Raw genomic sequence first — 13,870 nt, forward strand, 5'->3', positions numbered from 1 at the left:
GATAATCTATTCTTAGTTAAAATCCTGTTAATTAGATACGTTCTATAGTTTGCACCAATCCCCCTTGACACTCTTTAAACAGCATCAAGGGGGATTCAGTTTAATTTTCCACCCACTTAGACAAATTCCGTGCCACTCTACTTCACCAGGCTGATCTTCAACTCCTTTAACTGAGCCTGATCGATGGCGCTAGGCGCATCCAGCATCACATCACGGCCGGAATTATTCTTAGGGAAGGCTATAAAGTCACGGATTGTTTCACTACCACCCAGCAGCGAGCAGAGGCGGTCGAAGCCGAAGGCGATGCCTCCGTGTGGCGGAGCACCATACTCAAATGCACCCAACAGGAAGCCGAATTTATGATTGGCTTCTTCAGGGCTCATACCCAGCGCAGCAAACATTTTCTCCTGCAGGTCACGCTGGAATATACGGATGGATCCACCACCTACTTCAGTACCATTCAGCACGATATCGTATGCATTTGCCTTGATGTCTGCGTATTTGGACAGATCAGCCATCCAGCTGATGTGCTCCGGTTTTGGCGATGTAAACGGATGGTGACGGGCAACCCAGCGATTTTCCTCTTCTGCATACTCAAACAGCGGGAAGTCGATCACCCACAGCGGTTTGAAGACATTTTTATCTCTCAGTCCCATACGCTCCCCCATTTCCAGGCGCAATTCACTCATCGCCTTACGGGTACGTTCTTCTTTACCAGCCAATAATAAGATCAGATCACCCGGTTGTGCCTGACATTTTTCAGCCCAACCTTTCAGTTTCTCTTCATCAAAGAACTTATCGACGGAGCTTTTTATTGTTCCATCTGCGTTGTAACGTGCATAAATCAGACCACTCATACCGATCTGCGGACGTTTTACCCAATCGGTCAACTCATCCAACTGTTTACGGGTGTATTCTGCACAGCCTTTTGCGCAGATAGCTACAACCAGTTCCGCCTCGTCAAATACTTTAAAGTTATTTCCCTTAACAGTGTCTGACATATTTACCAGCTTCATTTCAAAGCGGATATCGGGCTTGTCGTTACCGTAGAACTCCATTGCGTCATCCCAGGTCATACGAGGGAATTTGCCGTCGAAAGTGATGCCTTTGATCTCCTGGAAGATGTGCTTCAGCATGTCTTCGAAGTTGCTGAGAATATCTTCCTGGTCAACAAAGCTCATTTCACAGTCTATCTGGGTAAATTCCGGCTGACGGTCAGCACGGAGGTCCTCGTCACGGAAACATTTTACGATCTGATAATACCTGTCGTAACCGCTTACCATGAGCAATTGCTTGAAAGTTTGCGGAGACTGTGGCAATGCGTAGAACTCATTGTCGTTCATACGACTTGGTACCACAAAGTCGCGGGCGCCTTCCGGAGTGGATTTAATGAGGAATGGCGTTTCAATATCCATAAAACCTCTGCTATCCAGGTAGTTACGGGCAGCCCTGTTTACGCGATAGCGTAATTCCAGGTTCTGCTTAACGATGTTACGGCGCAGGTCAAGATAACGGTATTTCATACGCAGCTCATCCCCACCATCAGTATCATCCTGGATGGTAAACGGAGGTGTCTTAGCGCTGTTTAATATGCTGAACTCACTGATAGTGATCTCGATATCGCCTGTAGGGATATTCGGATTCTTGTTAGAACGCTCGGTTACAGTACCGGATGCCTGAATAACGAACTCGCGGCCCAGCGGCTGTGCATCCAGCTGCTCATTCCAGGACTCTCCAAACAACAGCTGCGTAATACCATAACGGTCACGCAGATCCACGAAAGTGATGCTTCCGAATTTCCTGATGGTCTGGACCCAGCCAGACAATGATACCTGTGTGCCCTTGTGCTCCAGTCGTAGTTCGCCGCAAGTGTGCGTTCTGTACATATACTTATATTATAAAGTTCAACTTTTTATTTTTCCGGGGGTCGAGGCCCAAACGGTCGGCAAAGATACATTTTGCGGGCTGCATTTCTATCCCTTGTACCTGTTAAAAAAGCGATTAATATCTGTATCTGCCTGTAGTGGCACATTTTGAAGGATATGCGCCGCAAATTGAGCCGCCATAGCCGGGGCCAGGGAAGTTCCCTTTGTTCCCAGGCCATTAAATATACCCAGAACAGGATATTCGGGGTGTAAGCCCATAATGGGCCTTCGATCCGTGCCTGACGGCCGCACAGCCGCCAGCTGGTCCAGCACTTTATAGGGAACCTTCAGCAATTGCTCCAGCCCTTTTTCCAGGATTTCCCTCTTCTCCGTTGTAGGCTGCTCATCCGGGTAATCCCAGGCAAATGTAGCCCCGACCCAATAGGTATCATCCCCCTGTGGTACCAGAGACACGCTTCTTTTGACAATATCGGGAGTAGAAAAACCGGGGATCTGCACCCGTAGTACCTCTCCCTTATTTAACAGGAACGGGATGTAATTAAACCAGGGGTTGTTAACCGTGGCAGCTCCCTCGCAGAAGACCAGGTAACGGGCTGTGATATCGGCGTATTTAACGCCTTTTGGGGTTATTTCCAGCCGGGACAATTCCAGCCGCTCTTCCCGTAAGCTATTATGCTTTTTCAGATAGTCCCGCCAGCCGGGCAAAAGATTCTGTAATAACACGGTAGCTCCTTTTACAATAGCAGCTCCGTGGGGCTGGTCCAGCCATTGTTGATAATGTGCCAGTTTGTCTGCAGACGGGCCTTCCATATAAGACAATCCACTCGTACGCTCCATAAAAGCGGCTTTCAACTGCTCAGAAGGCAACACGTTATAGATGTCCCGGGGCTTGAACACAGGCACACCCAATAGCTGTTCCATTGCTTTATACACTTGTACAGCTATTGGATAGATCTCGTCGTATTGCCAGGCGACTGTAAATCGCCGGCCGGAAACAGGGTTAATTACCCCTGCCGCTATACGCGAGGCGCTATTAGGCTTGTATTCATCCATTACCAGCACGGACTGCCCCGCCTGCATTAAGGTATAACTCAGCACTGTACCTGCAATACCCTGCCCTATGATCAGAAAATCTACTTTCATCAGGGCTGCAAAATACAATAAAGCATGCTGGTGTTACTTATTCCGCTTTCAGACTTTTTACAGGGTTCATTAATGCAGCCCTTACAGACTGGAAGCTGATCGTGATCAGCGATATGATCATGGCTGTGATACCTGCCAACAGGAACACCCACCAATGAATGGTTACACGATACGCATACTGCTGTAGCCATGAAGACATTGCCCACCATGCCAGAGGGAAAGCCACGATACAAGACACTATTACAAGCTGGAGAAAATCCTTAGACAGTAAACCTGTTATGCTTGTTACACTGGCACCCAACACCTTCCTGATACCGATTTCTTTGGTTCTGCGTTCGGCAGTATAAGCAGCCAGGCCAAACAACCCGAGGCAGGAGATAATGATCGCCAGTACGGCAAACACGCGGGATAACCGATTCACCAGCATTTCCGACTGGAACATTCCGTTAAACTGATCATCTACAAAAATGTAATCAAACGGATAGCCGGGATTAGCTTTTGTAATTACTTTTTCAATAGCCCCTATTGCCTTTACAGGATCGGCAGTTCCCTTTAAGCGCAGGTACATAACATTGCCAAACTGTGTCAGATTATAGAACATAACAGGGTCGGGTGAGCGATACATATCACCATATACGTAGTCTTTCACTACGCCTGTAACTGTGAGGAACATTGTTTCACCATTGCTTCTCGGCGCCTCGATCTTTTTACCCAGGGCACTTCCGCTTCCCATCATTTTAGCAAAAGACGAAGTGATAATAACATTCAACGTATCTGTATTCGTTACCTTAAAGTCACGACCTTCCAGCAGTTGCATCCCCATTGTGGATATAAACCCTGACCCCGCCAATCTTGTGGAAATCAGGATATCACTATTTTCAGGCTTTCCCGGCCATTTCAAAGCACCTGTATTGTTTCCTCCGTAGATAGTTGGATGATCAGATAAAGCAACGTTTTCCACCATACCTGTATTCAGCAGGTCCTGTCTGATAGCACTAAAGTTGTTCAGCATATTTGCCTTCAGATCTATGCTAAGCAGATGCTCCTTCTTGAACCCAAGATCCCTGCTCTTTACATGTTGTATTTGTTGATAGATGATCGCAGTACTGATGATCAGCATGATCGATATGGAAAACTGCAATACCACCAAGCCTTTTCTAACAAATGTGGCGCCTCCGGCTGTTGTGTTCAGCCCCTTCAATACAGCTATAGGATTAAACGAGGAAAGATACAGAGAAGGATAACTACCAGCTACCAATCCGCACACAAGTGTGATCACTATCAAGGCGATTATATGTATTGGCTCCTGTAAGCCAAGTGTGAGGTTTTTATCCATCAGCGTATTCGCCAATGGTAATAGCAACCATATGATCAACACCGCCAACACACATGCAAACGTTGCCATCAGCAATGCTTCGCCTATGAACTGAACAATCAGTCCCCGCTTACCGGCTCCCATTACTTTACGCACACCAACTTCGCGTGCACGCTTTTCGCTGCGGGCGGTCGCCAGGTTCATAAAGTTGATGCATGCAATGAAGAGAATGATCCATGCTATGAGAGAAAACATACGTACATAGGTAATACGTCCACCGGTTTGTTTGCCATTCTCGAAATTATCACGGAGTCGCCAGTCGTTCATACTAAATAGGAACAAGTGATTTATAGCATCCGCATTTTTCTGTTGAATGAAATTATGCAGCTTTTTATCAACCGTTGCCGGATCGGCATTTGGTGCTAGTTCAACATAAGTATAAGGTGAATTACTTAACCAGTCATCCGATGATTCCTTTCTCTGCTGATAGTAGATTTCGAAAGGTGATACCCAATCAAATTGCAAGGTTGAATTTTCAGGCAGGTCTTTCAATACACCAGTTACTACATACTCCTGTTGATTATCCACTTTCACGCTTCTCCCTACTATATTTCTGTCCTCTCCAAAAAACCGTTTTGCCGTTTTCTGTGTAATTACGATTGCATGCAGATCCTTAAAGGCAGTCGCCGGATTCCCCTCTAAGAAAGGGAGCGTAAACATCTCAAACAATGAAGCATCTACATACCTGCCACTGGCATAAACAGTTTTCTCCCCTATGCTAAATAACAACGAAGGCGCAAAATCTGTCATGCGACAGGTATTGGCAATACCCGGGATCTCTTCTCTTATGGCGGGACCTGTTAGTCCTGGGGTAGAGGCAAATGTGCGGATATTTCCTTCATAGTCCCAATTAGCCCGTAACGAGTATAACCTGTTCCTCTTTACATGTGTGCTGTCAAAATTAACCTCATCTTCCACCCATAGAAAGATCACGCCTGCACAGACAATCCCAATAGCTAGTCCAAATATGTTCAGGAAGCTGTAGGTCTTGTTCTTCCAGAGATTACGCAGTGTTGCTTTCAGATAACTCTTGAACATCTTTTTACTTTTTGACGTTATTTTTTTGCATATGATATTGTATATCGGCTGGAAGAGGCACTGCATCTTCTTTTCCAGGCGCAACATACCGAAGCTTCGGCATGCTCGCAGCAGCGCTGTACGTCACATCCAACTCATAAAAGCCTTTATCCAATGGAACGATATAAGACTGCGCATCATCACCCGTGTTCCCTTTACAGTCTATCAGCACCTGTTTATTCAATGATAATTTTGTGCCTGCAACAGCATTCTCCAAACCAAATATATAGTAACCTGGTTCCTTCAACTCAATGAAACCAGCAACACGACCATTCAGTGTATCCAAACCTCCCGGCAATGCCTTTTTGGGCTTATCACCACTGTGCCACATCTCACCTATAGTAAAAGTCCCCTTCTTCATTTTCGAATATTCATTTCGTGCAGCCAACACTTTAACTGTCAGTTGCACCGGAACAGTAATTTGCGATACACCGGCAGTAAGTTTAGGCGACGCCGCTGTAGGTTCAGTTCCATCTGTCGTATAATGTACTTCCAGATGTTCTTCAGGGAAACAATACAGGCTAAAAGGCTTGTCTTTCAGAATAATCCCCGACATCGGATGATAATTGATGTCGGCTGTCATGTATCCGTTGTAAGTATACTTTAAGCCGTCGTACACAGTTTTAAAGATCATAGAATTATGTGTCTCTCCACTATAGACCAACGTTTTCCAATGCAAGGCAGCAGGCGCTTTTGCGCGGAAAATAGAATCCATATCTTTTATACCCATATACTGGAACGCCTTCCCCTCTCTTCCTGTAAACAACAATGTTCTTTCCGGATTAGGCAGGGATGTCAAACTATCCGCTGCCATTTTCATCAGGTACCCATCGCCCCACCAGAAAGCGGGATCAGCGAGTAAGTATGACTGGAACAACTGAGGTTCCCTGAAAAAACTATAGAGTCCAAACACACCTCCCAGCGAGCCTCCGTAATATGTCCTATATCCTTTAGTCGGATATTTCTTCTCTATATAAGGGATCACTTCTGTTTTTAGAAATGCCAGGAAATTGTCAGCTCCTCCGGTTAACTTGTTATCCGGGATCTTGTAAGGCGTAAAATCCCTTACACGATAATTATCGTTGTTCGCATAAGTATTTGGCAGGCTTACAATAATATTCGGCGGCATGAACTGAATCTCCACGAAGCGTTGTAATTGGGCTACTATTCTCGTGTTCCACTCTCCATCTGTTACATAGGTTACCTCATATTTTTCCGCCGGATTATATTTATCCGGAAGGACTATTTCTATCTTCCTTTGTTCTTTCAGCACATTGGAATAAATGGAATCCCTGATGATCTCCTGTGCGGAGACGGTGACAAAAGAAAAGACCAGGAATACTGTAATAATTGCCTTCATGTGGATTAAATTGGGAGTTACAAATTGCAGATTAAAAATAGTGAATACAGCCTGTAATTTGTAATTCATATCCCTATGATCCTAAAAGGATGCCATGTCAAACAAGCACTGTCTATCAATCACTTAAAGAAGGGACTGATAAAGCAAGTGTCCGGTTTTGATACAGGAATGTCCGGTTTTAATGGAGGGCGGATCATACCGGATCAGATCATTCTTCATCCTTTTCTCTCCTCTTCCTTCCTATCACAAAGATCGAAACGAGTCCGGTAACTCCTAACCCGCTCATTGCAGTTCCTGATAAATCATGTCCGATCATAATGCATATGGAGCCCAGTGTGATCACAGTCAATCCTATAACCAATCCAAATATCTGCCCCAATCTCGTTGTCCAGATTGTAGCATTAAGCATTTTAGCCTCCGTTGTATTACTGTGTTGCTGTTCGTTTTCAGCAATACGCATTATCCGTTCAGCACCGTTGGGAATAATTTCATTATACTTGGCAAGTTGCTCTGGTGGCGGAAGAGGTCCCACATGCAGGCTTTTTCTAACAGTCCGGGTAATTCAGTATATATTTCTCTTTTCTTATCCTCAGGGATTTGATAGCAGTTGCATTATTATTATGGAATGTCATTGAGTTTGGGAATGGATTTCTCAGGACGCCCCCAATATCAAATACAGCCGCCATTCCTCCCAGAAAAAGTGCTGAATAACGTGAGTATTTGCTGTAATTATTTAAATAAGTTTTACGCCCCTTTTTAAAAAACGCCGACCAGAAAGGCAAAACCCTCTCCAGATCGGCGTTTTTACATACTGACCTTATAGTGATCACTCCACAACTTTCACCCTTATGCCTTCACTATGCGCACTAAACTCCGGTGCATACATACACTGTGCAGTGCTGATACCATTACTGAAATTACCCTGATGCGTTACGAACAAAGTATATTCAAACACATACGTTCCTTTCACCAATCGGCTAAAGAAGAAATTAGTGCTCGCATCTTTAGTGCTTTCATAATAATTTACTCCGTTCTGCCATTTGTTTTCACTGATCACATTCTGAGGCTCAAAACATGCAGCACGCATATCTTTCAGATGCACATATTCCATATCACGATCTGATCGCATCACAATACGCACCTTCACTTTATCGCCTACTTTCAGACTGTTACCATCTTCAATAGCAGTTAATACCGGGCCGCTGCTGGTATTCCTTTCGATGAATAATTGTTTCTCCAGTTTCAGCGGAGTGGCTGCCGGTGTGATCTTGTCCAGCTGTTCGAAATACTGCCAGTAAGCAGCACCCCAGGATGGCTGGCCTTTACTACCCTTTACTGTTACCGCGATGTTACCCATATCAGGTTTTACCTCGCTGGTATTGAAACGCTTTTTAAAGTAACCGGTACCAGCCTCAGTCTTCTCTGTCTGACTGCTGACTGTTACGTTACCGGCTTTGATATCTACAACAGGTGTTGCATCCAACCAGTTGCTGCCACCTAACAACATTGCATAACATGCATCTGATGTTGCTTTTGTTGTATTCCAGCTGTTAGTCTGTTTATTCTTCAACAACCATGTTTTCATATCGGCTACTGCTACAGAATCATTCGTCACTTCCTTAAAGGCCGCGATCAGCATTGCCTGTGATTCTACGGGAGCCTCATACCACCAGTAACCACCACGTAGTTCTTTCCAGGTCATTCCTGTTTCTTCGTTGTTAATAGCACGCTCTTTTAAAGACCTGATGATCTCAGTGGCAGTTTTAACATCTCCACTCCTGTTAAATACAATAGCCAGCATTGCCTGTGGATATATATCCATCTTTAACCAGTACTTCTTAGCTTGTGAGATATAATACAGATAAGCTTCGCGATATTCAGCCGGCAACTCTTTTCCTTTCAGCAGGCTACGTGTATAGAGATAATGCGTTTCAATATACCCGATCTGCTGAGCGTTCATATCAGCTTTATGTTGCTTCAGATTGTGATAAGAGACGTCGATCGCTTTATCAAGATAACCCAATCCTTTAACGATCGTATTTTCAAGATCGCCCATAGTCTCGTTTTTCAGTGCACCTACTTCATGCAAGCGACCGAAGCCGGCGAGTATGTACTGCGTGATGTAACGGTCTTCCCACATACCGTTGAACCATGGGAAAGCACCATTTCCTAACTGACGCTCCTGCAATTGATTTATCGCTCTTTGCTGCTCGCTGCTCATGCGTTGCAGATCGAACAATAAGGCAATACGTTTCTTTTGCTCTGATTCACTCTTCGCTTCCAGCACCCACGGCGTTTCCTGCAACAGTACACTTTTCAGTTCTTCATTTTTCTGAAGATTGCTTTGTAAAGCTGATGTATCCGTAGTACGCCATTTTTCAAAGATGGCTTTTACTCCCGGTAGTGAGTTCGTGATATGAGCTGCCAGTGTATTTGCATAGTATCTGTTAAAGATCTGTTCAGAGCATTCATACGGATACTCCATCAGGTAAGGCAATGCCTGCACCGCATACCAGGCTGGATTGCTTGTAAATTCAAGTGTAAATGAATGCTGTTGCAGTGTTTCTGATTCACCGCTTTTCTGCAGTTTAGACATATTGAATGTGCGTGTACCATCGCCACGCATAGACAACGGTAATGTTTCTGTTACCAGCATGCTGTTAGTCAATACAGGCAGTGCATTCTCTTCTCCATCGCTATAGATACCAGATTTTGCTACTACACGATACACCAATGAACTGTTGAAGTTAAAAGGAATTTGTACCGGGAAACTCACCGCTGTGCTTTGCCCCTTCTCCACTGTGAAATGTTGGACAGGGAACAGGTTCTGGAACCAGCCATCTACCGGCTGCATAGTTGTTGCATCCAGCAGTTCCAGTCTCGCCTCTCCTTTTAATGTACTATCCGCCAGGTTACTGATCTTTGCAGAGAATTCGATCTTATCACCTTCCCGCATAAATCGTGGAGCATTAGGCTGTACCATCAGTGGTTTCTGTGTTACAATACTTGTCTCTGCAGCTCCGAACGATGCATCTTTTGTATGTGTTAATGAAAGGAAGCGCCAGCGGGTCAATGCTTCAGGCACGGTGAAGTCAAAGCTGATGTTGCCATCTTTATCTGTGCGCAGTTCAGGTAAGAAGAACGCCGTTTCGTTAAAGTTCTTGCGTGGTTGAATATCGGAAGGCTTGGTAGCATCACCTCCATCCTGAGCTATATTTCCAGCCTCGCCTACTATTACTCCTGCCGCTTTACCCATTAATCCTGCAGCAAGTGGCATATCCTTCGCCATAGAAGCCTCATCCGCCATTGCAGCTACTGGTGCTGCAGGTGCAGGCATAGCTTCCGCCATTACAACGCCTTTCCTCTTCATCGCATACATTCTTCTTCTGTCGGAATACCCAACAATGCTTACTTCCTCGTTCTTACCCTTATCGTCTAGTAGCATGTAAGCTCCTCCAGGATACCAACCAAACCAACTCAGGTCATCATAGCTGAAAGGCGGAACCTCTGGCCTTCTCTGACGCGAAATATCGTCTCGAACAATAGACATAGTCCGCTTGAAATTGTCTTCCGCTACCCAGAAACGGAAAGCACCTAATTCCGGCAATATTGAAGGAGCGGACCAATCGTGCTTACGGAATTCATCCAGCGATGCGTCATACATGGAAGCTACCATTTCAGCAGCCAGCTGTTCACCTTTATCCCCCTTAATCTTAACCTGCCACTTCTCTTTTTCACCAGGCAACAATTTATCACGATGTGATGCGATGGTTACATCCAGTTGTTTATTCGACCAGGGTACATTAACTGTTTCTGTCAATGTATATACCCTGTTATCTTTTACAAATGCATATTGGAATATGGCATTTCCCCTGTCACTTTCCAACGCTGTGTAATCCCTGTTTTCAATTGATCCGTTGATCTTAAAGCTGCTGAATGTTTCCTTCTTTTCAGCTTGTGTTAACAGTTGCAGTACATGTACATCTGCAGCAGAAGAACCGATGCGGATCTGTTTCTTCTCTCCCGGCTCTATACTTTTTGTATCAGCGTATTTCCATACATATACAGGATAAGACGGTTTTTTCGCTGATGGATCTACTACTTCGAATATCTGTTTCTGTACTGCTTCCTCTCCATATTTATCTTTCGTAGTTGCTTTCAGCTCATACCACCCGGCAGACAGCTTTTCTTTATCCAGCTTGACATTACCTTTCTCTCCGGTAGTAACAGATTGTGTCAGTACTGCTTTTTCTCTTGTCCAGCTTTCCTGATTATCTTCATCGTTATAGATATCATGCGGGAATGTTTTTTCGTATTCCGCCTGTGGTATCATGAACTGATCCGGTTTAGCCCAATACCTGCTACGTAACAAGCGGGCCGGTGGTTTCACCGGACTTACGGTAACTGCAACGTTTGCAGGTTCGAAAGAGCCATTGAGGTTCTGTGTAATGATCTTAACGGAATCCAGGTCTTTATGCAATACTGTAGCTGGCAAATTCACTTTAATTTCCAGTGCCTGATAACCGGCGCTAACCATCTGGTCGCCACTGTGTGTTTCTCCATTGATGTCAGTAACAGTAGCAGAAACAGCATATGTAAATATAGGTTTCAATGCCGCCGGCACTTTCAGATCAGGCAAAGCCGGGAAGGCGATGCTGAAAGTACCATCTGCTGCGGTCTTTACATCTCCATGAACGATCTCGCGCGACTCACTCCGGTACATGCTCTTCCACATCAGCCATGGATAAGGGAAGCGTGCTTTCCTTGTAACACGGTATTGTACCTGTGCACCATCTATATTGTTACCTGCATATGCCAATGCTTTGCCCGTCACTCTCACAGAATCATTCACACGATAGGTGCCTTTTACCGGTTCAAACTCAACATAGAATTTCGGGCGTTTATATTCTTCTATCAAAAAGGAAGTATACCCTTCACCGGTTGATTCTTTCAGGTGAAAATCACCATTCAGACGTCCTGTCGGCAATGTGAACTTGCCTGAGTATGCGCCATACTCACTTGTTGTTACTTTCACGGTATCTACCAATTCTCCATTCACATCGTGCAACTCAATCGTTACAGGCAATCCCGGCACAACTTTACTTTTTGCACCACCAGGATTAGCCGTCAGTACAATACCCTTAAAATAAAGTGTCTGCCCTGGACGATAAATAGCCCTGTCTGTGAAAATAAAGCTGTTATGCCGCTCTTTTAACTCGTCCGACTGCTGTTGATACTTATAACTGTAGACGTACTTAAAATCGTCTATAAACAACTGATCCTCGCCATTCTTCCATTCCAGTCTTACATTCTGACGTTTGTTGTCCCATTGTACATCAAATTCACCATCCTTGCCGGCAGTATAAGTTTGTACCTGTATCAGTTTACTTCTTTGCCTGTTTTCATTCGGTGCCCATATCGTCAGCTTGGCACCTGGCAGCGGCTGACCTGTCTGCCTGTGCAAAGCATAATACCTGTTGGTTACATCATCTTCTTTATACTCACGAAGGATGTAACTGATATTAGACACATGAATGAACTGTACAGCAAGCAGATTCTCTTTCAGGCTGAAATCCTTGTTCACACTTGCCAGTACCATGTAAGTACCCAATGGCAAAGCATCCACTTTTATCTCTGCAGCATGCTCCCTGAAATCTGCCGATCCTGTCAGCGCCTGTTCCCATGTCTTCAAAGGTTGCTTACCCAGCATTAAGCGCCAGTATTTATTAGTAGTATCTCTGTAGTCCTCTTGTGCCTCACGTAAAGAACTACGGAAAGTTTCATCTATACGAACAACCCTTAAATAGATCTTATCTGTATTCCGGTAAGTGACCAGTGAACGGAAAGGCATACCAGGTATATTGACCAGTTCTGTTTCCAGGCGAAGTTCTTTATCCTTTATCCTCACCAGCAGATCAAAACAGTTTGCTCCTCCCACAGAACGGGGAGCCAGCTCTATCGCCTTCTCACAAAGTGTTTTAGCCAGCTGCATAGCCGCCGCCGGTGTTATTCCTTCTGCGACTGTTGCGTCCTTTTTATTACCCTCAGTCAGATAATACTGGGCCAGCTGAAAGATGAACTGTGTCACCTCTTTCTCTCCTGCATAAGCTTTCTCCTGGGTCTTCAGCAACTGTACATACAGCGCTTCTTTGTCGTGCATAACTGCCACCTGGTTTACATAGGCTGTTCTTTCCAGATCGAGGTCCAGCAACGCCGCCTTATCTTTTGCATGGAAACGCATCAGATCCTGGAGCAGCAATAAAGCCTTGTATTGAAGAGAAGCAGAATCAGCGGCGGCAAACTTGTGTTGCATGAAAACATCCGCAGGGGCAAAAGCCACGGGATCGGTCAGCTCAAACTGGTTTTCAGCCTGGGAGATCATACTTTCCCCGGATTTATAATAATCCAGGGCACGGTGGGCGATCATGTCAAATAAAGTAGGACGTAACTTCCTGCCATTCCCTTTTCCCGCTACCAGGATGTCTTCATACTTGCTGATGTCCACCTTCTTCAGAGATGGAATGTCCTGCAGGGATGCTTCATAAGCGGCAGTTATTTCCCGGTGGAGACGTGAGGCACTCCAGGTAGAGACATCTGTAGAGGTGTCGCCCTGGATATCTGTGCGGTCATATATCTGGAACCTGTTGTCCTCCAGATACCGCTGCAGGGTTTCTCCCTGCAGACTTTTCATCACAGCGCGGGCTGTCGGCGAAAAGGTCTGTGTTTTCCAGGCCACATTTTTGTCCTTTTCATTCTTTTCATCTTCCAGGTAAGCCACATATTTGATCCTGTAGATGTATGTTTTCAGCAACTGAACCTCGTTCTGTTGCTTTGCAGCATTCTCAGAGATCACATCCAGTTCCAGCAAAGCTGATCTGAACAGGCCCTTTCCATCTAATTCCTGTACTTTTTTCCAATGGGTGTCATAGTTAAACTGGGCCATAACAGTTTTACAGCTTAAGATTAAAAAAATAAAAACGGCTACGATAAGACGCATATGGGATAGCATTTAAAATTCATTTATCTCCG

Annotated in this window: 6 protein-coding genes; all 6 read right to left on the reverse strand. The window is 45.0% G+C overall.

The genetic code is table 11. The features are described 5' to 3' along the window. Window positions 1-137 precede the first annotated feature (137 nt). The 6 genes from aspS to C7475_RS08800 all read right to left on the reverse strand — a co-directional run bounded on the left by aspS (window position 138) and on the right by C7475_RS08800 (window position 13,784). Window positions 138-1,886 carry an aspartate--tRNA ligase gene (gene aspS / locus C7475_RS08770; RefSeq protein ID WP_110052993.1) on the reverse strand — a complete coding sequence of 583 codons (1,749 nt, stop codon included), beginning with the start codon at window positions 1,884-1,886 and terminating at the stop codon, window positions 138-140. Window positions 1,887-1,973: 87 nt separating this feature from the next. After that, a complete protein-coding gene (locus C7475_RS08775; RefSeq protein ID WP_110052994.1) occupies window positions 1,974-3,029 on the reverse strand; it encodes an FAD-binding oxidoreductase in 1,056 nt (351 codons plus the stop codon). 37 nt (window positions 3,030-3,066) lie between these two features. Further along, complete coding sequence (locus tag C7475_RS08780; RefSeq protein ID WP_110052995.1) at window positions 3,067-5,442, reverse strand: ABC transporter permease; 2,376 nt, start codon at window positions 5,440-5,442, stop codon at window positions 3,067-3,069. Between the two features lie 4 nt (window positions 5,443-5,446). Continuing rightward, the gene (locus C7475_RS08785) at window positions 5,447-6,841 is read right to left on the reverse strand and encodes an alpha/beta hydrolase-fold protein (protein ID WP_158286456.1); all 1,395 of its coding nucleotides are present in this window, start codon (window positions 6,839-6,841) and stop codon (window positions 5,447-5,449) included. Window positions 6,842-7,049: 208 nt separating this feature from the next. Then, window positions 7,050-7,373: a DUF2335 domain-containing protein gene (locus tag C7475_RS08790; RefSeq protein ID WP_158286457.1), complete on the reverse strand. Its 324-nt coding sequence runs from the start codon at window positions 7,371-7,373 to the stop codon at window positions 7,050-7,052. Window positions 7,374-7,667: 294 nt separating this feature from the next. Beyond that, on the reverse strand, window positions 7,668-13,784 hold the full coding sequence (locus C7475_RS08800) for an alpha-2-macroglobulin (protein WP_158286458.1): 6,117 nt from the start codon (window positions 13,782-13,784) through the stop codon (window positions 7,668-7,670). Window positions 13,785-13,870 lie beyond the last annotated feature (86 nt).

Source organism: Chitinophaga sp. S165 (assembly GCF_003182155.1).
Taxonomy (GTDB): Bacteria; Bacteroidota; Bacteroidia; order Chitinophagales; family Chitinophagaceae; genus Chitinophaga.